The organism is Pedobacter alpinus (genome assembly GCF_042684645.1).
In the GTDB taxonomy this organism is placed as follows: domain Bacteria; phylum Bacteroidota; class Bacteroidia; order Sphingobacteriales; family Sphingobacteriaceae; genus Pseudopedobacter; species Pseudopedobacter alpinus.
In genome coordinates this window covers 224,990-248,056 of record NZ_JBHULV010000052.1, presented here as the reverse complement: position 1 = coordinate 248,056, position 23,067 = coordinate 224,990, and the positions used below count along the sequence as shown (strand labels likewise).

Here is a 23,067-nt window from a genome sequence, read left to right as displayed (position 1 = left end):
TGGATTATCTTTGTCCCCTTGAAAGCACAAAATATAATCCCCGAAAACGGCACTTTACTTCCTTTAATGGAAGAATTTTATACCATACAGGGCGAAGGTTACCATTCTGGAAAAGCAGCATATTTTATACGTTTAGGTGGTTGTGATGTGGGTTGCCATTGGTGTGATGTTAAGGAAAGTTGGGATGCAGAATTACATCCGCTAACATCAACACAAACCATTGTTGAAAACGCAGACAAACACCCAGGAAAAGCAGTGGTTGTTACAGGTGGAGAGCCACTTTTGTATAATTTAGACGAATTAACTAAACAATTAAAAGCCAAAGGGATTGCAACTTTTATAGAAACTTCTGGCGCTTATCCGCTATCAGGTTATTGGGATTGGATTTGTTTATCACCAAAAAAATTTAAAGCTCCACGTAAAGACATTGCTCCATTTGCCAACGAGTTAAAAGTGATTGTTTTTAATAAAAGTGATTTTTTATGGGCAGAAGAACATGCAGAAATGGTTTCATCAGATTGTAAACTGTATTTACAACCCGAATGGTCAAAATCTGATGAGATGACACCTTTAATTATTGAGTATGTAATGAACAACCCAAAGTGGGAAATCTCCTTACAAACGCATAAATTCTTGAATATTCCATAAAATTTCATAGTTTTAGTTTATAAACCGATTCATGAAACGTCTCTCATTCTTAATCATTTTGCTTTTTGCTGGCTTTATTGGTTTAGCTCAAGTAAAATATACGAGTAGTAGCCGTTCGGCAATAAAAAATTATGAACGGGCAAGGTATCTTTTAGATTTAAATAATTTTAAAGATGCCGAGACTGAATTAAATGCAGCTATTAAGCAAGATGATGAATTTATTGAGGCCTATTTATTGCTTGCAGATGTTTACAGAGTAACTTTTGAATACGCTAAAGCTAAAGAATTTTATAAGCAAGCATTCGCTATTTCTACCACATTTGCGCCTGACAGGTATTTCTACTATGCAGAAAGTGAGCTAAAAACTGGCAATTATGAAGAAGCATTGCTTCATTACAAAATTTTCAAAAACAAAGGAAACCCTTCTATTGAGAAAATTGTACTTGCTGATAAGTACATACAAGACTGTGAATTTGCTATAGAAGCTGTTAAAAACCCAGTTCCGTTTAAACCAGAAAACTTAGGCGCTAACATTAATACCAAAGACCAAGAGTATTTGGCTACTTTAACAACTGATGAAAGTACACTTATTTTTACCAGACAAATTAATGGTAACGAAGATTTTTACAGGAGTTATAAAACAGCTACAGACTGGACAAATGCAGAATATTTAAGTAATAACATCAACACCCCGTCTTATAATGAAGGTGCTCAATGTATATCGCCAGACGGCCAATTTCTCTTTTTTACTGGCTGTAACAGGCCAGATGGTTTTGGCAGGTGTGACATTTATGTTTCACAAAAAGAAGGAAACGGCTGGAGTAAACCAATTAATCTAGGCTTTCCAATTAATACAAAAGGATGGGAATCTCAACCATCATTATCTGCCGATGGACGCACTTTATACTTTGTTAGCGATAGAAAAGGTGGTTTTGGCAGCTACGATATTTGGAAAAGTACCTTAAACAATGAAGGAAAATGGGAAATGCCTGTAAATATGGGTAAAAAAATTAATACTGCTTTTGAAGAACAATCGCCATTTATACACCCAGACAATCAAACGCTTTACTTTTCTTCTGATGGCTGGCCAGGTTTAGGCAGCAGAGATTTATTTATTTCGAGATTGGATACTGGTGGAAATTGGGCACTACCAGTAAATTTAGGATACCCAATTAATACTTACGGGGAAGAACGAGGTCTTACTATAAATGCAAGCGGTACGAAAGCATTTTTTTCTTCAAACAACTTTAACGGCTTAGGTGGTTTTGATATTTACTCTTTTGATTTACCACAAAAAATTCGTCCGGTTGCAGTTAACTATGTTAAAGGAATTGTATATGATGAAGATACAAAAGCAAAACTTGGTGCCTTAGTTGATATTATTGATATAAAATCTGGTATATCATTACATACCTCCTACTCAGATAAGTTTGATGGATCATTTTTGGCTACCCTATCAAACAATAAAGAATACAGCATAAACGTAGCTAAAGAAGGCTATCTATTTTACTCAGAAAATTTTTCGATTGAAAAAAACCAGATAGGTAAACCCATTATTTTAGATATTCCTTTACAAAAGATTGCTATCGGTAAAAAGATGGTGCTGAAAAACATATTTTTTGATAGCAATAAATTTGACTTAAAAGACGAATCGAAAACCGAGTTACAAAAACTAATTGAATTTCTTAAAGAAAATCCTAAAACTCAAATTCAAATTAGTGGTTATACAGATAATATTGGAGACGATCAATCTAATCTAATTTTATCTCAGAACCGTTCAAAAGCTGTTTATACTTATTTAATTGAGCATGATGTGAATGCCAAAAGATTAAGCTTTAGGGGTTATGGTGCAACATCTCCAATTGCAGATAATAAAACCGCAGATGGCAGAGCACTAAATAGAAGAACAGAATTTTTGATTACAGGAATTAGCGAATAGTTTTTATTCTTTAATTTCATTTAAATCAAACTGGTTACGGTTTAAAAAGTATTTTAAAACCATCTTTTTACCTGTATTATTTGAAGTATCTGTTTCGCTGTATAAATTAAATTCTCTGTATAAATCACCTTCTTTAACATAAAATTTATCTAAACCTCTGTATTGTTTTTTGGTTTTACTGGTTAAATCTGGGAATTTAATTTTATTTGCACCTTTACCTGAAAACTCGTAACATAATACTTCTGCACTGTTATATTTATCATTTTTTGTGTAAAGAATCACAATCTCTGGGTTTCCATCTGTATCCATATCGGTATTAAAAACCTCTTGTAAACGTCCGTCTAAATTATCAGAGGATGCAACACTAAATTCATTTTTTACAGAGTCTGAACGCAATACCAAAACAGAGGAAGAAGAATCTGAACCTCTACCCCAACTGTAAATATCAAATATCAACTCCGGACCAACTTCAACTTTCAAATGCTTTTTAAAAGGTGCGGGTAATAAAACTTCAGCTTTTTTAGTGCTTTTTTCTTCTTGCTTCTTCTCTTCATTACAAGCAAAAAGAGTTGTACAAATTGTTAATCCTAAAACAGCATTTTTTATAAATCTCATAACTAATTAAATAACATAACAGCCGGAATTTCTAATTTAACACCATCAGTTCCTTTAACAGAAACTTGTAGAGTAGAACCCGGTCCATCATCAAAATATAAAACCTTTATTTTATGTAAACCAGCTTGCATGGCTACACCCGCAGATTTTTCGTATCTCGCGTGTTTGCCATCATTATCAATAATTAATTCATCATCAATATATAACCTTGCTCCATCATCGCTAAATAGAGAAAACTCAAAGGTGGCATTTTCATTTACATTGATATAACCTGTAAAAACCAAACCATACTCTCTGGCTTTACCATATATTTTATTGATAGCAATTTGCGGTACAACACCTTTTTTGGTTGCCATTAAAGTATCAATTTCAGTAGTGTTTTTAAATTTACCAGGAATATAAAAGTATTTTAAACCTCCAACGGTTTTATTAATAATTGTGGAATCTGCTTTTAAAACATCCATATTCCTTAATAAAGTTGTGGTAACCACACTCCTTTTACCCGATGGCGTAATTACAATTGATTTTACTTGGCGATATTCTCCTTTAGCAACATTTACTGTAAAAGGTGATGTATATAAAGTAGTGGTTTCGTTTGGTTGGTAACCATTAATGGTATAATAAACTTTAGCTCCTTTAACAGATGGACTATAATTAAAAGTATAAGAATCGGTTACATTAATGGTGGTGTCTTTTGCGCCAATTACTTCAGGTACTCGGTATAATGTAGCATTTTTATCTAACCACGATAAATGATTTGGGATTCTTTCTTCACTAAAATTCTTATAATCTTTTTTATCTAAATTGCTCCAAGCAATTTCTGACAAAGCAAACAACCTTGGCAAAATCATGTACTCAACATGAGCTGGCGTTGTGATATATTCTGTCCAAACGTTAGCTTGCACTCCTTTAATATATTTCTGAAATTCTGGAGCTAAATCTGTTGGTGTTGGATTATATGCATAAATTTTAGCAATTCTGCCATCGCCACCTATGGTAACTGGCTCAAAAGAAGATAAGCCCTGTGTATGGTCTAAATAAACACCGTTTGTACTTGGCGACATGATTACATCGTGTTTTTGCTTGGCTGCAGTAATTCCTCCTGCAACCCCTCTCCAACTCATCACCGTAGCATTAGGAGCTAAACCACCTTCTAAAATCTCGTCCCAACCAATAATAGAACGTCCTTTGCTGTTTACAAATTTTTCTACCCTTTGTATAAAATAAGATTGTAAACTTTCTTCGTTTTTTAATCTATTATTTTTTATACGTTTTTGACAAAAAGAACAAGTTTTCCAAACAGTTTTTGGAGCTTCATCACCACCAATATGAATATATTTAGATGGAAATAAAGCCATTACTTCTGTTAAAACATCCTCAACAAAATCAAAAGTATTGTCTTTACCGGCACAAAAAATATCTGGAAAAACACCCCATTTTTCAGCGGTTTTATAAGGTCCAGGATTGGTTCCACAACCCAATTCTGGATAGGCAGCTAATGCAGCCATAGCATGCCCTGGCATTTCAATCTCTGGAATTACATTAATAAATTTAGTGTTGGCGTAAGCAACAACTTCTTTAACTTCTTCTTGTGTGTAAAAGCCGCCATATCTATTTCCGTCAAACCACTGTGGCATTCTATCATGGTAATTACCAACTACAGTTTGCGCTCTGTACCCTCCAATTTCAGTAAGTTTAGGATATTTTTTAATCTCTATTCGCCAACCTTGGTCATCTGTTAAATGCCAGTGAAAATTATTGAGTTTATACACTGCCATTAAATCAATGTATTTCTTAATAAAATCTAATGGAAAAATGTGACGAGAAACATCTAAATGTAAACCACGGTAAGCGTAACGAGGTTGATCAATAATTTTACATTGTGGTATTTGATGATTATCTAAGCCGTTTAAATACAATTGAGTTAAACTTTGCATGGCATAAAAAACTCCTCTATCTCCTCCAGATAAATGGATATGACTATCATTTACCTCAAGCACATAAGCTTCTTCTGCCAGTCCGTTAGCATTTACAGAGTTAAATGAAATTACACTTTCTGGCGCTTGAATAAAGTTTTTAGCCACCACTAAATCAAATCCTTCTTTTTCTTTAACAAGTTCTTTAAACAATTCTGCAATTTTACGATCGTCATTTGTTTCGTATTGCAATGCAGTTTGTGCAGTTAATTTAAAATACCCAGATTTTACCATCACATTTTGTGGTGCGGGTATTATACCTATGTTATTATAATTGCTTTGGGCAAAAACAAAAGAATTTATAATTAGAAAGAGTAGGGAAATTTTAAATTTTAGCTGCATCATACTATTGTGTGTGTAACAAAGCTAAAAAAATCTACCAAAAACCGAATTTTTAAGCAAAAAAAAAGACCTGTATTTCTACAAGTCTTCAAAATTTTTACAACTTAATATTAATCTTGGATTTCAAATTCTTTAGCTGCTAAATATCTTTCGGCCTCTAATGCAGCCATACAACCTGTACCAGCCGCAGTAACTGCTTGGCGATAAATTTTGTCTTGCGCATCGCCACAAACAAAAACTCCTTCTATATCTGTAGCTGTACTATCTGGTTTTGTAATTACATAACCAACTTCGTCCATTTCTAACCAATCTTTAAAAATTTCTGTATTTGGCTTATGCCCAATAGCTACGAAGAAACCTGTTGCAGAAATGTCGTGTTCTTCGTTAGTAATGTTGTTTAATACTTTTACACCTGTAACATTTTTCCCATCTCCTAAAATTTCTTTAGTTTCAGTGTTATATAAAATCTCAATATTTGGAGTATTTAAAACCCTATTAACCATCGCTTTAGAAGCTCTAAATTCGTCTCTACGTACCAACATGGTTACTTTTTTACACAATTTAGCTAGGTAAGTGGCTTCTTCTGCAGCGGTATCTCCAGCACCAACAATTACTACATCTTGGTTTTTAAAGAAAAAGCCATCGCAAACCGCACAAGCAGAAACACCAAAGCCATTATACTTTTGTTCAGACGGTAAGCCTAACCATTTTGCAGTTGCCCCTGTAGAAACAATTACGGTATCAGCTAAAATAGTCTTGTTTTCATCAACAACAACTTTATGCACCGGACCACTAAAATCAACTGAAGAAACATAACCGAAACGAATATCTGTACCAAAACGTTCAGCTTGTTTTCTAAAATCTTCCATCATTTCTGGCCCCATAACGCCACCTGGGTAACCCGGAAAATTTTCAACATCAGTGGTTAATGTTAACTGCCCGCCCATTTGCATACCAGTAATCATTACTGGTTTTAAATCTGCTCTGGCAGCATATATGGCCGCAGTATAACCTGCCGGTCCCGAACCTATAATTAGGCAATGTACATGTTCTAATTCTTCTGTCATGATTTACGATTGTTGCGCAAATTTAATATTCACAAACGCTAATGGCAAATGTATTTATCTATTGTGAGATAGTTATTACTTATTTTTAATGGATTGAACAAAAATCCTGAAATAACTTAAATTGAAATAATGTGTATCATTAAATAACAACCTTAAATCTTGAATTTATTATTAAAGTTTTATATTTATTAAAAAACCTAAAATGAAAAATATTGGAATATTATTATTGCTCATATTTTGTTTCGGAACTTCTAGTTATCCCCAATCTGCTGATAGTTTAAAAAACAATGAATTAGCAAAGAAATATTTTTTGAATAATTACGGAAATGATGAACATGCTAAAGCAATAATTGAATATGCTTACCGTAAATGCAATAATAAAAGTAAAAACCTTACTTTGGGTATAGGTTTAAGTGCAGTTTCTTTATTAGCATATTCCCAATTAGGAAAAACTGGAGATATGCTTGATAAAACTGTTACTGGATACCTAACGCTACCTGCTTTATGGATTGGGCTAAGTGTATTAACTGATGCAATAATTAGTAATAACGATTTAAATCCGAAAAAGCTTAATATAATTTTAAAACAATATAAATCTACTGGTAAACTACCAAAAATGTTTAATTATAATAAAAGACATGCTAAATACAGAAACTATTTACCAAATCTAAATACTCGAAAATCTAAACATTCTTAAGTTTGAATCATCCCCACATTAAAACGTTTTTTAATTGGCGATTGGTTTGCTGCTTCAATGCCCATAGCAATAGCTTTACGGGTTTCTACAGGATCTATTACGCCATCAACCCATAAACGAGAAGCAGCATAATATGGTGTAGTTTGTTCGTTATACCTATCAGTAATTAATTTAATTTGTTTTTCCTCTTCCTCTTTCGTTATTTCTTCACCAGCTTTTTTCATACTGGCACTTTGAATTTGCCATAAAGTTTTACCTGCCGATGCGCCACTCATTACCGCAATTTTAGCAGTTGGCCAAGCAAAAATCAACCTTGGATCATACGCCTTTCCGCACATGGCATAATTTCCGGCTCCGTAAGAATTACCAATTACAATTGTAAATTTTGGGACAACAGAATTTGCAACAGCATTCACCATTTTAGCACCATCTTTAATAATACCCCCATGTTCAGATCTGGAACCCACCATAAAACCAGTTACATCCTGTAAAAAAACCAATGGAATTTTCTTTTGGTTACAGTTCATAATAAATCGGGTAGCTTTATCTGCCGAATCTGAATAGATTACACCTCCAAACTGCATTTCACCCTTTTTAGATTTCACTACTTTACGTTGATTGGCAACAATACCAACTGCCCAACCCTCTACTCTGGCTAAACCGCAAACAATGCTTTGTCCATAACCTGCTTTATATTCATCAAAACTATCTGCATCAATAAAACAATCTAAAAGTTGGTGCATATCATAGGGTTTGTCTCTAGCATCTGGTAAAATACCGTAAACATTTTCTATTTTTTGTTTAGGAGCAATTGATTTTATTTTGTTAAAACCAGCATCCTCTGGTTTGCCAATTTTAGCCATGATACTTTTTATAGCATCTAAACAAGTGGCATCATTTTCATGTTTATAATCTGTAACGCCAGAAATTTCGCAATGTGTGGTAGCCCCTCCTAAAGTTTCATTATCTACGCTTTCGCCGATAGCTGATTTTACCAAATAAGAACCTGCTAAAAAAACAGAGCCAGTACCATCAACAATCATAGCTTCATCACTCATAATTGGCAAATAAGCACCGCCAGCTACACAAGAACCCATTATTGCTGCTATTTGGATAATCCCCTCGGCGCTCATAATGGCATTGTTTCTGAAAATACGCCCAAAATGCTCTTTATCAGGGAAAATTTCGTCTTGCATGGGTAAAAACACACCTGCAGAATCTACCAAATAAATGGTTGGCAAGCGGTTTTCCATGGCTATTTCTTGTGCTCTTAAATTCTTTTTTGCCGTCATAGGAAACCAAGCACCGGCTTTAACAGTTGCATCATTTGCTACAACCATACACTGCCTGCCACTTACATATCCAATACCACAAACAACTCCAGCAGATGGACAACCGCCCACATCCTCATACATTCCATCAGCAGCAAAAGCTCCAATTTCTAAAAATGGTTGATCGTTATCCAATAAATACTTTACCCTTTCACGAACCAACATTTTACCTTTAGCCTTTTGCTTATCAGCTGATATTTTACCGCCACCTAAATAAACTTGTTTCAGTTTATATTTTAAAGCATCTACTAATTGTTTGTTGACGTCTTCATTTTTATTGAATTCCATATCCATAATTACAATTTAGTAGATATTATTTCTAAAAACAAAAGGATTGGTGTGTTTAGATTTAATTGCAGTATGTATTTTACAATTGTTTTGTTGATGGTCAACTATTGCGGAATTTATCTTTTCATTTTAATGAGTTTCTTAATACCAAAATAACAAGCAAAAAAAAGCTGTTTCAAGTTTTGCCTTGAAACAGCTTTTTAAATTTTAAAGGAAATAATTATTCTCCGCCTTCTTTTTCCTCTTTCTCTTCTTCCTTCTTTTTCTTCTTTTTAGCAGCTTTGCCAACGATAACAATTTCTTCTTTTTCTTTATCAAAACCAACTTCCATCACATCTCCTTCAGCTACATCACCTTTTAAAATTTCTTCGGCAATTGGGTCTTCTAAAAATTTCTGAATAGCTCTTTTTAACGGTCTTGCTCCAAAATTAGCATCAAAACCTTTTTCGGCAATATAATCTTTGGCTTCTTCTGTTAACTTAATTTCATAACCTAAAGCACTTACTCTACCAAATAAAGCTTTCAATTCAATATCAATAATTTTGAATATTTCTTCTTTAGCTAAAGAGTTAAACACAATCACATCATCAACCCTGTTCAAAAACTCTGGTGCAAAAGCTTTCTTTAAAGCACCTTCAATCACTGATCTGCTATGTGTTTCAGCTTGTAAAGCTTTTGCAGAAGTTGTAAAACCAACACCTTGCCCAAAATCTTTTAACTGGCGAGCGCCAATGTTAGAAGTCATAATTACTATGGTGTTTCTAAAATCAACTTTACGCCCTAATGAATCTGTTAACTGACCTTCATCTAAAACTTGTAATAAGATATTAAAAACGTCTGGATGTGCTTTTTCAATCTCATCTAATAAAATTACTGCATACGGCTTGCGTCTAACTTTTTCTGTTAATTGTCCGCCTTCTTCGTAACCTACATATCCCGGAGGCGCTCCCACTAAACGTGAAACAGCAAATTTCTCCATGTATTCACTCATGTCAATCTGAATCAAAGAATCATCAGAATCAAACATGAACCTTGCTAATTCTTTAGCTAATTCTGTTTTACCTACACCTGTTGGGCCTAAAAAAATAAATGAGCCAATTGGTTTTTTAGGATCTTTTAATCCCGCTCTTGTTCTTTGTATGGCTTTAGTTAATTTCTTAATCGCATCATCCTGACCAATAATTTTCTCATTAATCTTATCAAACATGTTTAATAGCTTTGTGCTATCTGTTTGTCCAACTCGTTGTAAAGGAATACCGGTCATCATAGAAACAACCTCAGCAACATTATCTTCTGTTACTGTATAACGCTTGGTTTTAGTTTCTGCCTCCCATTCTACTTTAGCTGCATCTAATTCCTCTATTAAATTTTTCTCAGTATCTCTTAATTTAGCAGCTTCTTCATATTTCTGACTTTTAACAACTCTATTTTTTTCAACCTTAATCAACTCAATTTTCTGCTCAATATCAATAATGTTTTGCGGAACATGAATATTGGTTAAATGAACACGAGAACCTGCTTCATCTAAAGCATCTATGGCTTTATCAGGTAAAAACCTATCTGTAATATACCTTGTAGTTAAGTTTACACAAGCATTTATTGCTTCGTCTGTATAAGTTACTCCGTGGTGATCTTCGTATTTATCTTTAATTCTGTTTAATATCTCAATAGTTTCCGTTGGTGTTGCAGGCTCAATCATTACCTTTTGGAAACGACGATCTAAAGCACCATCTTTTTCTATATACTGACGGTATTCATCTAAAGTAGTTGCACCAATACATTGAATTTCTCCCCTAGCTAATGCAGGTTTAAACATATTTGAAGCATCTAAAGAACCAGAGGCTCCACCAGCACCAACTATAGTATGTATCTCATCGATAAATAAAATTACATCTGGAGATTTTTCTAGCTCGTTCATCACCGCTTTCATACGTTCTTCAAACTGGCCACGGTATTTGGTACCAGCAACCAAAGAAGCTAAATCAAGCGTTACTACTCTTTTTCCAAATAAAACCCTAGAAACTTTACGTTGTACAATTCTTAAAGCTAAACCTTCTGCTATGGCAGATTTACCAACACCTGGTTCTCCAATTAAAATTGGATTGTTTTTCTTTCTTCGGGATAAAATTTGAGAAACTCTTTCAATTTCTTTTTCTCTACCTACAATCGGATCTAATTTCCCATCCTCAGCCATTTTGGTTAAGTCTCTACCAAAATTGTCTAATACTGGAGTTTTAGATTTAATATCTGAAACTTTTTTAGGAGCAGTAAAAGCATCATCCTCTTTATAATCATCGCCTTCGGCAGCAGAATTAGTTGGCTCATCTCTAAATCCATCTTTATTATGCTCTACCTCAGCTTTAAAAATTTCGTAGTTTAAATTAAACTGCGCTAAAATTTGAGATGCAATATTGTCTTCTTCTCTTAATACTGAAAGCAGTAAATGCTCAGTACCTATAATATCGCTCTTAAATATTTTTGCTTCTAAATAAGTGATTTTAAGCACCTTTTCAGCTTGTTTTGTTAAAGGGATATTCCCTAAATTAACTGTAGTGCCAGAATTACCTCTAACAGCATCCTCAACAGCTCTGCGTAGTTTAGAAGTGTCAACACTTAAAGATTTTAAAATCTTTATAGCCATGCCGTCTCCCTCTCTAATCAAACCCAATAATAAATGCTCTGTTCCAATATAATCGTGGCCTAATCTTAAAGCTTCTTCTCTGCTGTAAGAAATAACATCTTTTACTCTTGGTGAAAATTTAGCTTCCATAATAAAACCTTTCTCTTAATGTGTTGAACGTTCTAATGTATAAAATTGTTTTATAAACCGAACAGATTGTTTTGTTAGTATTTATCAACAATATATCCAAATACGTTGAAAACTCCAATAATGATTCGTATTTGAGAATAATTACTCGAATTTGACCAAAAAAACGATATTTGCACCTCAATTAAAGGAAAAAATGGCAGACGAGAAAATAATATTTTCAATGGCTGGGGTAAATAAGATTTATCCGCCTCAGAAACAGGTTTTAAAGAATATTTATTTATCTTTTTTTTACGGAGCTAAAATTGGCGTAATCGGTTTAAATGGTTCTGGAAAATCATCAGTATTAAAAATTATTGCTGGTTTAGATAAGGCTTACCAAGGTGAAGTAGTTTTTTCGCCAGGCTATACCGTGGGTTATTTAGCCCAAGAGCCTCAATTAGACCCAACTAAAACAGTTAGAGAAATTGTGGAAGAAGGCGCTAAAGCAATAACTGATATTATAAAGGAGTACGAAGAGATCAATGAAAAATTTGGCTTGCCAGAGGTTTATGAAAACGCTGATGCGATGGATAAACTAATGAACAGACAAGGCGAATTGCAAGATCAAATTGATGCTGTGGATGGCTGGAGCTTAGATGCAAAGTTAGAAAGAGCAATGGATGCTCTACGTTGCCCTGAACCTGATACAAATATAGCCACTTTGTCAGGAGGTGAACGTAGAAGGGTAGCACTTTGTCGCTTATTGATACAACAACCAGATGTTTTATTATTAGATGAGCCAACCAACCACTTGGATGCAGAGTCTATTGACTGGTTAGAACAGCATTTGCAACAATATGCAGGAACTGTAATTGCTGTTACCCACGATAGGTATTTCTTAGATAACGTTGCTGGTTGGATTTTAGAATTAGACCGTGGCGAAGGTTTACCTTGGAAAGGGAATTACACCAGTTGGTTAGATCAAAAATCTAAACGTTTAGCACAAGAAGAAAAAACAGAAAGTAAGCGTCAGAAAACTTTAGAGCGTGAATTAGAATGGAGTAAAATGGCTCCTAAGGCTCGTCATGCTAAATCTAAGGCTCGTTTATCTAATTACGAAAAACTAGCTTCTGAAGAAACTAAAGAACGCGAAGAAAGATTAGAGCTGTTTATTCCTCCGGGGCCACGTTTAGGAAATGTGGTAATAGAGGCAACCAATGTGACGAAAGCTTTTGGTGATAAGGTTTTGTTTGATAATTTGAATTTCTCTTTACCTCCAGCAGGAATTGTTGGTATAATTGGCCCCAACGGAGCGGGTAAAACTACTTTGTTCCGTTTAATTACCGGACAAGATCAACCAGATAGCGGAACTTTCAGGGTTGGAGATACTGTAAAATTAGGTTACGTAGATCAAAGTCATGATGACTTAGATGCTGAAAAATCTGTTTGGGAAAACATTACTGGTGGATTAGAGAGTATGCAATTAGGCAATAGAGTAACCAACTCTAGAGCGTATGTTTCTCGTTTTAACTTTAACGGTGCGGACCAACAAAAGAAAGTTGGTGTTTTATCTGGAGGAGAGAGAAACCGTGTGCATTTAGCCATCACTTTAAAAGAAGGTAGTAATGTTTTGTTACTGGATGAGCCAACAAACGATATTGACGTTAATACTTTAAGGGCTTTAGAAGAAGCTTTAGATGATTTTGGTGGTTGTGCTGTTGTTATTTCTCACGATAGGTGGTTTTTAGATCGTATTTGTACACATATTTTAGCCTTTGAAGGCGATTCGCAAGTTTACTTTTTTGAAGGTAATTATTCTGATTACGAAGAAAACAGAAAGAAACGTTTAGGTGATGTTGCTCCAAAAAGGATCAAATATAGAAAGATTGTTTAAAGGAAATGCCGCTGAAAAAGAGGGCACTGAAAACCTACCCATTAAAAAAGGGCTTATGAATTTTTTATTCCATAAGCCCTTTTCTTTGTGATATTCGCAATCTCCTAAATTTTATTTTGCAATTAGCCGATTCTAAGAGGCCTTATCTGCCGTTTTTTCTCAATGTTTAATACGACATTTTTTCACAAGGACTTTTTCAGTGCCCTCCTGAAAAAGCGGCATTTTTTATTACAGGCAATCTTTAATTATCTCACAAATAAGTTTTCAATCTAAACTTTAAAACTGTTTTTAATTGCTTTTGAATTTTCATTTTTTACTTTTATAAATATGAAAACTACCTTAATCATCATCACATTTTTAATTACGGCTTTTTCTGCAAAATCCCAAATATTAAACCCAGGTTTTGAACAGACAACACCTCAAAACAAGCCATTAATTTGGGGAATAAAACCACCTGCAAATTTCAGTTACACCTTAGATACAGTTGCAAAACACAGCGGTATTAATGCTTTAAAAATAACTGGAACACAAACATCAAAAACAGAATTTGTTCCTTTTTCACAAATCATAAATATTTCTGTTAACAGATTAGAAAACATTAAGCTAACAGCTTTTATTAAAACACAAGCGTTAAAAGGAAACGCTGCATTGTGGTGTCAAATTTGGGATAGAAACGATAAACAAATTGGTTTTCAAAACTCGGAAATGCAAGACTTATTTGTTAATGGAGATACGGATTGGAAGAAATACAATTTGGTGTTAAGCGTTGATACCAATGCTAAAAAACTTTTAATTGGCGGTTATGTAAGTGGCGATGGAACAGCTTGGTTTGATGATTTTAATTTGGAGCAATCGGCAAAAAGTGCTGAAGATGCTTCACAAATGGTAAGCAATTATGTTAAAGAATTTAAAACCATCGTAAAAACAAATTCTATTTATACAGATTCTTTAAATTGGGAGCAAATTGACAAAGATTTACAGCAATTGGCTAAAGGATTAAATACTATTAGTGAGGCAAAGGTTTTGACTGATTACATAATCAAACAGTTGAGGAAAGTTGGCGACAATCACTCATTTGTACAATCAAAAACCAATGCAGATAATTATACCCGTACAAACTCAAATCCGCTTAAACCTAAGGCCAAATTATTAGGAAGCAAAATAGGTTATATTTATGTCCCAGGATTTGCATCTACCAACAAAACAGTTTCTCTACAATTTACAGACACCATTCAAAATTTGATTAAAAATTTAGAACACAATAATCCTATAAAAAACTGGGTGGTTGATTTAAGAGATAATACAGGAGGAAATATGTACCCAATGATTGCTGGACTTGGACCGTTAATTGGTGACGGCACCTTAGGTTATTTTATAAAAGCTACCGTTAAAGAGGATATTAAAAATAGATGGTTCTATAAAAACGGAGCTACAGGAACTGGTAAAAATTCTATCATATTAAAATTAAAAAATTCTTATTTATTAAAGCATAAAGCTCCAAATGTGGCCGTATTAATTGGCAAAAAAACCAGTAGTAGCGGCGAAATGACCGCCATGTCTTTTATTGGCAAACCGAATTTAAAAACATTTGGACAAGCAACAGGTGGTTACACTACCGGAAATAGAATTTTTAGATTATCTAACGGTACTGCTTTAGTTTTAGCTACTTCTTTAACTGCCGACCGTAATAAAAAGCGTTACTTAAGCAGTATAATGCCAGATGTTGTGGTAGAGAAAACAAAAGATGATACTGATGCTGAATTAAAAGCAGCTGAAAATTGGTTGTTAAACAAGGACTGATTTGATTACAAAGTATGCAAATTCTTCTGGATTGTTTCTTTTAAATCATCCCTCACACCTACTTCATTGGCGTAATTGAGCCATTTCTTAATTTCACTATTAATATCATCTATAATTTTCTCTGCTTTTTTGATATTGTTAGCTTCGGCTATAGTTAACAAATCTTCTTTATTGATGTTCTTAAATTTGCCATTCACACTTAATGTTTGTTGGTTTACCCAAACGTTATTGGCATCAAAAGAATAACAAACATCATAAGCTGGTGCCAATTGCCATTTACCGCCCTGCTTCAACATAAAAGAAAAGTTTTTAGTATGGTCATCGCAATTGGTAGCCAAAACATTAAAAACCATTCTTTTAAACATTTGCTCGGCTTCTGGATAGCTTAAGCGTAACAATCGCATGGTTAAAAAAACTTGTTCGTAACTATAGCTTTGCAAATTATTATAATCAAAATGCTGAATACCGCATAAAGTTTGAATATGGTGTTTCGTATTATTCCCTTCTCTATCAAAACGTTTGGTCATAAAATGTGCCCTTGTGTTTTCTTCTAACAATTTACATTCAGACATTTCAATACCACAAGCAGTGGCCATTAAATAATAAGCATATTCTACCTTTCCCCAACCGCTACTTTCTCCAAATTGCGCATCATAAACTCCATCTAACTTAATTAACCAATGTTCAAAACCGTTAGGCACATTTGTTTGTCCAGACCGTACCTCGCCAGTTAAATGATTATAAGCAATTACCGCTTTTGGTCTTGCACCACCAGCAGAAGTTCCTATTTTTAAAATTTGGCTCAAAGCCGTTTCATCATCTTCACTTAAATTTGTATTAAAAGCCTCTTTATCTGTCAATAATCTTTGTGCAACCTCCACCAAACTATCTAATTGTATGGCAAAATTTTTTGTGTTTTCAGCAATTTGAGCAGGCCTAAACTCTAATGCGCCCATCGCCCTTGAACCTATAAAGCATAATTGCTCTACCGGGTTCATGCTATTTAATGCCCTTCCTTGTTGTGCCAGCCAAATATTTATCAATTGGTTACCGTACCTATCCGGCAAAACATCGGCTAATAAACCGGGTAAACCTTTAAAAGTATCAACCGTATTGTTTTTGTTTTTTCTTAATTCTGGGAAATTATAAATTCTTGCTCCGTTACCAATCGGCATTTTTATAGGCGCTAAATCCCATCCTTTTTTTAAAAAATCTGGTGCATACTCAAAACTTGCTAACTGTAATTGCGCATCCCATTTAACAGCACCAACCAACAAACCCCAAATTTTAACTTCTGCTATATCTACCATGATAATTCTTCGCTATCATTTAAAGTATTATTGATGATATTGCTTTTCTTAGATGCCCTTTTACGACTTTTCTTTTTCATTTTTGCGTAGGCAAGCGGACTTATTTCATCTGAAACCTCAAAATTATTAATCACATAAAGCAAATCTAAAACCCTTAAAACCCTAATAAAAGTATTTAAGCTTGTTTGCCCATCCTTTTCTAATAAACTTAAAGTAGAACGACTAATGCCCGCAGCTGCTGAAACATCATCCTGACTGCGGTTTTGTTTTACCCTATGGTGTTGCACAAACTTGCCCATTTGCGTGGTGATGGCTTTATCTGTTGAGGCTACTAAATTATTGTATGATTTATCATTCATAATGTGATTAAAATATATTTAATGTATGCTTTTACATTCAAATATACAATTTTAATTTATCAATATAAAAATGCATTAAATATCATTCAAAATACTAAGTAATATTATATTTTGAATTAAATATCATACAAAAAATGACTTAAGTATAATTAAAAAATATTTTTAGAATATTATAGTCATTTAATTAAATTGCGAAAAATAAAATCAAACATGACTTACATAGCCAAAGCCCAACGTTACCAAGAGATGCAATACCGACATTGCGGCAATAGCGGATTAAAATTACCTGCACTTTCTTTAGGTTTGTGGCATAACTTCGGCGATGTTGATGTTTATGAAAACTATAAAGCCATTTTAAAATTAGCCTTTGACAATGGAATTACCCATTTTGATTTGGCAAACAATTATGGTCCACCGGCAGGTTCGGCAGAAGAAAACTTTGGACGTATTTTACACCAAGATTTTAAGAATTACAGAGACGAGTTAGTTATTTCTACCAAAGCGGGTTATTACATGTGGGAAGGACCTTATGGGGATTGGGGATCAAAAAAATATTTAGTTTCTAGCCTAAACCAAAGTTTAAAGCGGATGAAATTAGATTATGTGGACATCTTTTACCACCACCGCCCCGACCCTGAAACACCTTTAGAAGAAACAATGGCGGCGTTGGATTTGGTGGTACGCCAAGGCAAAGCACTTTATGTAGGTTTAAGTAACTATAAAACTCCAGAGTTTGAAAAAGCGATAGCTATTTTAAAAGATTTAGGCACCCCTTGCATCATTCACCAACCTAAATACTCTATGTTTGAGCGCTGGGTAGAAGATAGTTTGTTAGATGCTTTAGAGAAGTACCAGGTGGGGTGCATCCCATTTTCTCCACTGGCACAAGGCTTATTAACCAATAAATACCTAAAAGGAATACCAGAAGATAGCCGCTTGGCAAAAGAACATGGTTTTTTGAATGCGGAGTATGCCACACCAGATAAAATTGAAAAGGTAAAAATCTTAAATACCATTGCCGAAGAAAGAGGACAAACTTTAGCTCAAATGGCAATAGCATGGTTATTAAAAGACGACAGGGTAACTTCTGTATTGGTTGGTGCAAGCAAACCCGCACAATTGGCAGATTCTTTAACAGCTTTAGACAATATTATTTTTGAGGAAAATGAGTTGAAAGAGATTGAGAGGATTTTGAGATAGGTTTAAGTTTTTTTTGAACATAATACATGATTTTAAAATTGGCGATATAATTTAGAATTCCTCCGCCGGCGGTGTATTAATACCTTATTTTTGTTGATGGCTTAAGCTTTTTGATAAATTACTAAACCAACTCTTTCAATATGATCTAATAAACCTGAGTTATTAATGTGTGATGAGATGCTTACATCAAAAGTATAAGGTAAATATAATTCATCTAAAGCTTCAACAACTTTAAATTGGGTATCTAAAACAAGATTTTCACCTTTTAAGGTAATATCGATATCGGAATATGTTTTAAAATCTCCCTTTGCTCTAGAACCATAAAGTAAAACTTGGTCAATATTTTCAATGACAGAAAAAACAGTTCTAATTTTATTCAAATCTATTTCAGATAAGCCAATTTCTTCTGCTTTACAATAGTTTTCCTTACTCACCATCTCTAATGCTTTCTATTTTAATTTCAAAATCTATCAATAGCGGATAATATAACTTCATAATATTACAAAAAATCTCATTTGCTGTTTCGGAGTTATAGGTATGAGATGATTCATTCCTACTTAAAATCATGTTCATCCAGTCTTGGGCGTTTGTAATTAAATTAACTTTGGCGGCAAATCTGGTTGCATCTTTACTCCCTCTTATTTCTTGGTTACCTTGATCTTTGGCAAAATCTTGCATTACCTTCCAAGCCAATTCGTGGGTAAACTCAAAACTTTGTATTAAACCTTGCTTAAGAATATCGGCAACATTTGATACCATCTCATCATCAATCTCGAACTCAAAATTTAAGTTTGGATACGTATTTTTAATATAATCAATATTATTATTGAGTTGATTTAAAGCTTTTTTATAATTGCTAAATCGTTGTTCCCATCTTAAATCTAAGTTCATGTATGCTGTTTTATTTTACTGCTATTTTTTTTTTAAAACCTGTTTAAATAAATTAAAAAATCGATTTATAAAACTAAAGATAATTTGTAAAAGCTTATTTACCGATACAGAACTTACTAAATATATTTTCCAATAAATCATCTGTAGTTACTGTACCTACTATTTCACCTAAGTAATGTAGCGCTTGTTTAATATCTAAAGCTAAAAAATCGGAGGTAACCGGATTATCTATTCCGCCTAAAACTCTGTTTAAAGCATCCTCTGTTTTTTGTAAAGCTTGTAAATGGCGAATGTTACTGATGATCACATCGTCGGAATTTAATGCATTTAAGTTTACTGCGTTTAAAAGTGCTGCTTCTAAAATTTCTAAATTACTTTTCTCTTTGGCAGAAATTTGCAAAATATCTTCATCAATTTCATAGTTAAGTTCATGTATATCTGACTTATTAGCTACTACAATTAAAGTGCTACTATTGGCAGAAATTACTTCTTTTAAATCGGCCAAAATCTCTTTTAACTCTGCTTCGTCTGTTTCTTTTGCATCAAATAAATACATCACAATTGCAGACGACTTAATCTTCTCAAAAGTGCGTTCCACTCCTTTTGCTTCAACAATATCTTGGGTTTCTCTAATCCCTGCTGTATCTATAAACCTAAAATTTATGCCCTTTATATTTATTTCGTCTTCAATGGTATCTCTGGTGGTTCCAGCAATCTCAGAAACTATGGCTCTTTCTTCATTTAATAATGCGTTTAATAAAGTAGATTTTCCTACATTTGGTTTACCCGCAATTACCACTGGCACACCGTTTTTAATTACATTACCTAAATTAAAAGATTGAATCAATTTGTAAATAATTTGGTGAATATTTAGGATTAATCTTTTCAAATCATCACGATTAGCAAACTCCACATCCTCCTCTCCAAAATCGAGCTCAAGTTCAATCATAGAGGCAAAGTGTATCAGTTGTTCTCTAAGTAATTTAAGCTCATTAGAAAAACCTCCACGCATTTGTTGCAAAGCTAATTGATGGGAGGCTTTAGAATTAGAAGCAATTAAATCTGCAACAGCTTCTGCCTGAGACAAATCTAAGCCTCCATTTAAAAAAGCCCTCAAGGTAAATTCGCCATGCTTGGCTAACCTTGCGCCCTGCTTTATAAAAAGTTTAATGATGGCATCAATAATATATTTTGAACCATGACAACTTACTTCTACCACGTTCTCTTTTGTGTACGATTTTGGGGCTACAAATAAGGAAACCAAAACCTCGTCAACAATATTTTCACCATCTCTAATAGTGCCAAAATGGATGGTATGAGAATCTTGAAGTTCTAGATTTTTACCTTTAAAAACCGAATTTATGATACTAATGGCTTGCGCACCAGATAAACGTATCACCCCAATTGCACCTATGCCATTTGGGGTTGCTAATGCTACAATTGTTTCTTCTTGATATAAATTCATACGTTGTAAAGGTAACAAAATGTGACGGTGATTTAACCTTATACAAGTTGCTATTTTAGCTATATTTGACAGCATAATATCACAATATTTAGGTCTTAAAAACTCAATTTTCATGAGTTTTCGAGTTTAACTTAAAAGAAATACTGTTTTTATTAAATTATTATTGAGTTACTTACATAGATTATATAAATTTTTAGTTAATGAAAAATATTACATTTATTGGATTAGGTAACATGGGTTTACCAATGGCGCAAAACTTAATTAATGCAGGTTATCATTTAAATGTTTACAACCGCACTACAGCAAAATCCGAAGGCTTAAAAGGTGATTTTAAAGTTTATGAAAATATTGCTGAAGCTTGTAAAGGGCAAGACGTTGTAATTACCATGTTGGCTAATGATGAAACTTTGTATGATGCTTGTTTAGGTAAAAACGGTTTTTTAGAAGTTTTAAATGAGGGCGCAATTCATATCAGTATGAGTACCATTTCTCCAGATGCTTCTAGAGATTTATTTGCAAAACATAAAGCTAAAGGGCAGCATTATTTAACTGCTCCTGTTTTTGGCAGACCTACCGCTGCCGCTGATGCAAAATTATTTATTTGTACTTCTGGAGAGGAGGAAATTAAAGAAAAAGTAAAACCTATTTTGGAAATAATGGGGCAAGCCATTTATGATTTTGGCAACGAACCTAGCGCAGCTAATGTAGTAAAGCTGACGGGTAATTTTATGATTATGGCAAGTATGGAAACCATGGCTGAGGCTTTTACATTAGCAGAAAAACAAGGTTTGGACAGAGAACAAGTGGCTAACTTTTTTGGCGAAACTGTTTTTAATGCCCCTATTTATAAAAACTACGGAACTTTAATTGCAAAAAAACAGTATCAGCCTGTTGGTTTTAAAGCCAGCTTAGGTTTTAAAGATGCTCGCCTAGCAAGTAAAATGGCATTAGATGCAGAAATGCCTGCTCCGCTTTTAAGCTTAGTTTATAACCGTTTGTTAAGTTCTTTAGCAAATGGTGGTGCAAATGCCGACTGGGTTGAAGGTATTGCTGGTGGTGTTTCTAAAGACGCTGGAATTTAATTATGTTAATGTATATAGGCCTAGCAATTGCCGTAATTGCTTTTTTTGTCTTGAGCTTTTTTAATAAAGCAGTTTTTGGAGGTAAAGCTGATGCCAAAGCTTTTACAGGCTTGACAAACTTTAAGGATGGTGTTTTTGTAAATCAGAAAATTACTGAGGTAATGAGTGCTGATGGGAATTTCTTTAAGGTCTTAAAGGAATGGATGAATAAAGCCCCAGATAATGAACCTAAACATATTTTACCAGTTGTTAAAACAGATTTAACTCAATTGCCAAACGATAGTATTGTTTGGTTCGGACACTCTTCTTACCTTTTACGTTTAGACGGTAAAAGTATTTTGGTTGATCCTGTTTTTAACAGAGCATCGCCTATAAAATTGTTTGGAAAACCCTTTGCTACAAGCTATCAGTACAGTGTTGATGATTTTGAAGATATTGATATTTTGGTGATTACGCATGACCATTACGACCATTTGGATTATGAAACGGTTAAAGCTTTGATTCCTAAAACTAAATGTATTATTACTTCTTTAGGTGTAGATGCGCATTTAAAAAGTTGGGGAGCAAACACAGAGCAGTTGAAAGTTTTAAATTGGCATGAAAGCGTGAATATTTTAGATTTAGATTTTACTTCTTTACCAGCAAGGCATTTTTCTGGTCGTAAGTTTAAACGTGGCGAAACTTTATGGAGTTCTTTTGCTTTAAAAACAGCTCATAAAAACATTTACCTTGGCGGCGATTCGGGATATGACAGTCATTTTAAAGAAATTGGAGAAAATTACGGTCCTTTTGATTTAGCCATTTTAGAGTGCGGACAGTATGGAAAATACTGGCCTAAAATACACCTATTTCCGCATGAGGTTTTACTGGCTTCAACAGATTTAAAAGCAAAAGTTTTATTACCAGTACATTGGGCTAAGTTCAGCCTATCTACTCACGGTTGGACAACATCAATTGATGAATTGATGGCTCACGCAAAAGCAAGTGATTATCCAGTTTGCACACCTCAGTTGGGAGCGGTTTTAGATTTGAATAATCCGGTTATTGGGGATTGTTGGTGGAAGGGTTGATTAACCTGTTTTGTCATTTCGAGGAACGAAGCAATCCGTTGTTTCTTTGCATAAACCTAAATTTTATAGAAGTGCTTTAATAAAGTTTTACCTCTGTAGGTTAGGGATTGCCACTCCGCTGAAAAATCGGATCTCAATGACACCTTTAGCATGTCATTACGAGGGACGAAGCAATCTCTTTATTCCGTTGCACTAACCGAAATCTGGTACTGCTTTAATAAAGTTTTACCTCTGTAGCTTAGAGATTGCAGCGGCTTGAAAAAAGCCTCGCAATGACACCGTTTATGTCATTGCGAGGAACAAAGCAATCTGTTTGTTTCTTTGCACTAACCGAAATTATGGCA

At 34.0% G+C, this 23,067-nt stretch carries 18 protein-coding genes; 8 read left to right on the top strand and 10 right to left on the bottom strand.

Translation table 11 applies throughout. The annotated features are described in order from the left end of the window. The first annotated feature begins 66 nt into the window (after nucleotides 1-66). Both ACFSSE_RS16650 and ACFSSE_RS16645 read left to right on the top strand, forming a co-directional pair. Nucleotides 67-648, top strand: a complete 582-nt coding sequence (locus tag ACFSSE_RS16650) for a 7-carboxy-7-deazaguanine synthase QueE (protein WP_379046419.1) — start codon at nucleotides 67-69, stop codon at nucleotides 646-648. Between the two features lie 31 nt (nucleotides 649-679). Beyond that, on the top strand, nucleotides 680-2,587 hold the full coding sequence (locus ACFSSE_RS16645; RefSeq protein WP_379046349.1) for an OmpA family protein: 1,908 nt from the start codon (nucleotides 680-682) through the stop codon (nucleotides 2,585-2,587). A gap of 3 nt (nucleotides 2,588-2,590) precedes the next feature. Here the strand turns inward: ACFSSE_RS16645 and ACFSSE_RS16640 are convergent, their stop codons facing one another. The 3 genes from ACFSSE_RS16640 to trxB form a co-directional block, all read right to left on the bottom strand. Further along, nucleotides 2,591-3,202, bottom strand: coding sequence for a hypothetical protein (locus ACFSSE_RS16640; RefSeq protein WP_379046346.1), 612 nt, complete (start codon nucleotides 3,200-3,202; stop codon nucleotides 2,591-2,593). A 2-nt stretch (nucleotides 3,203-3,204) separates the two neighbouring features. Continuing rightward, nucleotides 3,205-5,523 (bottom strand): family 20 glycosylhydrolase, encoded by a 2,319-nt coding sequence (locus ACFSSE_RS16635; RefSeq protein ID WP_379046343.1) that lies wholly within the window; start codon nucleotides 5,521-5,523, stop codon nucleotides 3,205-3,207. A gap of 107 nt (nucleotides 5,524-5,630) precedes the next feature. Then, on the bottom strand, nucleotides 5,631-6,587 hold the full coding sequence (trxB, locus tag ACFSSE_RS16630; RefSeq protein ID WP_379046340.1) for a thioredoxin-disulfide reductase: 957 nt from the start codon (nucleotides 6,585-6,587) through the stop codon (nucleotides 5,631-5,633). Between the two features lie 202 nt (nucleotides 6,588-6,789). On the opposite strand from trxB, the gene ACFSSE_RS16625 reads away from it, so the two are divergent. Further along, nucleotides 6,790-7,284 (top strand): hypothetical protein, encoded by a 495-nt coding sequence (locus ACFSSE_RS16625; protein WP_379046337.1) that lies wholly within the window; start codon nucleotides 6,790-6,792, stop codon nucleotides 7,282-7,284. On the opposite strand, the gene ACFSSE_RS16620 is transcribed toward ACFSSE_RS16625, so the two are convergent. Then, entirely contained in the window at nucleotides 7,281-8,909 is a 1,629-nt protein-coding gene (locus ACFSSE_RS16620; RefSeq protein ID WP_379046334.1) for an acyl-CoA carboxylase subunit beta, read from the bottom strand. The two genes, ACFSSE_RS16625 and ACFSSE_RS16620, sit on opposite strands and share 4 nt — an antisense overlap. Nucleotides 8,910-9,123: 214 nt before the next feature. Further along, a complete protein-coding gene (locus tag ACFSSE_RS16615; protein WP_379046331.1) occupies nucleotides 9,124-11,673 on the bottom strand; it encodes an ATP-dependent Clp protease ATP-binding subunit in 2,550 nt (849 codons plus the stop codon). A 193-nt stretch (nucleotides 11,674-11,866) separates the two neighbouring features. On the opposite strand from ACFSSE_RS16615, the gene ettA reads away from it, so the two are divergent. Both ettA and ACFSSE_RS16605 read left to right on the top strand, forming a co-directional pair. Next, on the top strand, nucleotides 11,867-13,546 hold the full coding sequence (gene ettA, locus ACFSSE_RS16610; RefSeq protein WP_379046328.1) for an energy-dependent translational throttle protein EttA: 1,680 nt from the start codon (nucleotides 11,867-11,869) through the stop codon (nucleotides 13,544-13,546). A gap of 327 nt (nucleotides 13,547-13,873) precedes the next feature. Beyond that, nucleotides 13,874-15,346 carry a S41 family peptidase gene (locus ACFSSE_RS16605; RefSeq protein WP_379046325.1) on the top strand — a complete coding sequence of 491 codons (1,473 nt, stop codon included), beginning with the start codon at nucleotides 13,874-13,876 and terminating at the stop codon, nucleotides 15,344-15,346. A 5-nt stretch (nucleotides 15,347-15,351) separates the two neighbouring features. Here ACFSSE_RS16605 and ACFSSE_RS16600 read toward each other — a convergent pair whose 3' ends face one another. Beyond that, the gene (locus ACFSSE_RS16600) at nucleotides 15,352-16,656 is read right to left on the bottom strand and encodes a type II toxin-antitoxin system HipA family toxin (protein WP_379046322.1); all 1,305 of its coding nucleotides are present in this window, start codon (nucleotides 16,654-16,656) and stop codon (nucleotides 15,352-15,354) included. Beyond that, nucleotides 16,650-17,015, bottom strand: coding sequence for a helix-turn-helix domain-containing protein (locus tag ACFSSE_RS16595; RefSeq protein WP_379046319.1), 366 nt, complete (start codon nucleotides 17,013-17,015; stop codon nucleotides 16,650-16,652). The genes ACFSSE_RS16600 and ACFSSE_RS16595 overlap by 7 nt, the downstream gene beginning before the upstream one ends. A 210-nt stretch (nucleotides 17,016-17,225) precedes the next feature. On the opposite strand from ACFSSE_RS16595, the gene mgrA reads away from it, so the two are divergent. Then, nucleotides 17,226-18,215 carry an L-glyceraldehyde 3-phosphate reductase gene (gene mgrA, locus ACFSSE_RS16590; protein WP_379046316.1) on the top strand — a complete coding sequence of 330 codons (990 nt, stop codon included), beginning with the start codon at nucleotides 17,226-17,228 and terminating at the stop codon, nucleotides 18,213-18,215. A gap of 101 nt (nucleotides 18,216-18,316) precedes the next feature. On the opposite strand, the gene ACFSSE_RS16585 is transcribed toward mgrA, so the two are convergent. The 3 genes from ACFSSE_RS16585 to mnmE all read right to left on the bottom strand — a co-directional run bounded on the left by ACFSSE_RS16585 (nucleotide 18,317) and on the right by mnmE (nucleotide 20,571). Beyond that, on the bottom strand, nucleotides 18,317-18,652 hold the full coding sequence (locus ACFSSE_RS16585) for a nucleotidyltransferase domain-containing protein (RefSeq protein ID WP_379046313.1): 336 nt from the start codon (nucleotides 18,650-18,652) through the stop codon (nucleotides 18,317-18,319). After that, nucleotides 18,642-19,106 carry a nucleotidyltransferase substrate binding protein gene (locus ACFSSE_RS16580; protein ID WP_379046311.1) on the bottom strand — a complete coding sequence of 155 codons (465 nt, stop codon included), beginning with the start codon at nucleotides 19,104-19,106 and terminating at the stop codon, nucleotides 18,642-18,644. Before ACFSSE_RS16580 ends, ACFSSE_RS16585 begins: the two co-directional genes overlap by 11 nt. A 94-nt stretch (nucleotides 19,107-19,200) precedes the next feature. After that, entirely contained in the window at nucleotides 19,201-20,571 is a 1,371-nt protein-coding gene (gene mnmE, locus ACFSSE_RS16575) for a tRNA uridine-5-carboxymethylaminomethyl(34) synthesis GTPase MnmE (RefSeq protein WP_379046416.1), read from the bottom strand. Between the two features lie 200 nt (nucleotides 20,572-20,771). On the opposite strand from mnmE, the gene ACFSSE_RS16570 reads away from it, so the two are divergent. Continuing rightward, nucleotides 20,772-21,653 carry an NAD(P)-dependent oxidoreductase gene (locus ACFSSE_RS16570; protein ID WP_379046308.1) on the top strand — a complete coding sequence of 294 codons (882 nt, stop codon included), beginning with the start codon at nucleotides 20,772-20,774 and terminating at the stop codon, nucleotides 21,651-21,653. A gap of 8 nt (nucleotides 21,654-21,661) precedes the next feature. Next, nucleotides 21,662-22,723 (top strand): MBL fold metallo-hydrolase, encoded by a 1,062-nt coding sequence (locus tag ACFSSE_RS16565; RefSeq protein ID WP_379046306.1) that lies wholly within the window; start codon nucleotides 21,662-21,664, stop codon nucleotides 22,721-22,723. The last annotated feature ends 344 nt before the right edge of the window (nucleotides 22,724-23,067 follow it).

Coding starts and splice junctions, on each gene's coding strand:
- mgrA (WP_379046316.1), top strand. CDS start 17,226: ATGACTTACATAGCCAAAGCCCAACGTTACCAAGAGATGCAATACCGA.
- mnmE (WP_379046416.1), bottom strand. CDS start 20,571: ATGAATTTATATCAAGAAGAAACAATTGTAGCATTAGCAACCCCAAAT.
- ACFSSE_RS16640 (WP_379046346.1), bottom strand. CDS start 3,202: ATGAGATTTATAAAAAATGCTGTTTTAGGATTAACAATTTGTACAACT.
- ACFSSE_RS16605 (WP_379046325.1), top strand. CDS start 13,874: ATGAAAACTACCTTAATCATCATCACATTTTTAATTACGGCTTTTTCT.
- ACFSSE_RS16580 (WP_379046311.1), bottom strand. CDS start 19,106: ATGAACTTAGATTTAAGATGGGAACAACGATTTAGCAATTATAAAAAA.
- ACFSSE_RS16625 (WP_379046337.1), top strand. CDS start 6,790: ATGAAAAATATTGGAATATTATTATTGCTCATATTTTGTTTCGGAACT.
- trxB (WP_379046340.1), bottom strand. CDS start 6,587: ATGACAGAAGAATTAGAACATGTACATTGCCTAATTATAGGTTCGGGA.
- ACFSSE_RS16570 (WP_379046308.1), top strand. CDS start 20,772: ATGAAAAATATTACATTTATTGGATTAGGTAACATGGGTTTACCAATG.
- ACFSSE_RS16620 (WP_379046334.1), bottom strand. CDS start 8,909: ATGGATATGGAATTCAATAAAAATGAAGACGTCAACAAACAATTAGTA.
- ACFSSE_RS16595 (WP_379046319.1), bottom strand. CDS start 17,015: ATGAATGATAAATCATACAATAATTTAGTAGCCTCAACAGATAAAGCC.
- ACFSSE_RS16650 (WP_379046419.1), top strand. CDS start 67: ATGGAAGAATTTTATACCATACAGGGCGAAGGTTACCATTCTGGAAAA.
- ACFSSE_RS16585 (WP_379046313.1), bottom strand. CDS start 18,652: ATGGTGAGTAAGGAAAACTATTGTAAAGCAGAAGAAATTGGCTTATCT.
- ACFSSE_RS16565 (WP_379046306.1), top strand. CDS start 21,662: ATGTATATAGGCCTAGCAATTGCCGTAATTGCTTTTTTTGTCTTGAGC.
- ACFSSE_RS16615 (WP_379046331.1), bottom strand. CDS start 11,673: ATGGAAGCTAAATTTTCACCAAGAGTAAAAGATGTTATTTCTTACAGC.
- ettA (WP_379046328.1), top strand. CDS start 11,867: ATGGCAGACGAGAAAATAATATTTTCAATGGCTGGGGTAAATAAGATT.
- ACFSSE_RS16600 (WP_379046322.1), bottom strand. CDS start 16,656: ATGGTAGATATAGCAGAAGTTAAAATTTGGGGTTTGTTGGTTGGTGCT.
- ACFSSE_RS16645 (WP_379046349.1), top strand. CDS start 680: ATGAAACGTCTCTCATTCTTAATCATTTTGCTTTTTGCTGGCTTTATT.
- ACFSSE_RS16635 (WP_379046343.1), bottom strand. CDS start 5,523: ATGATGCAGCTAAAATTTAAAATTTCCCTACTCTTTCTAATTATAAAT.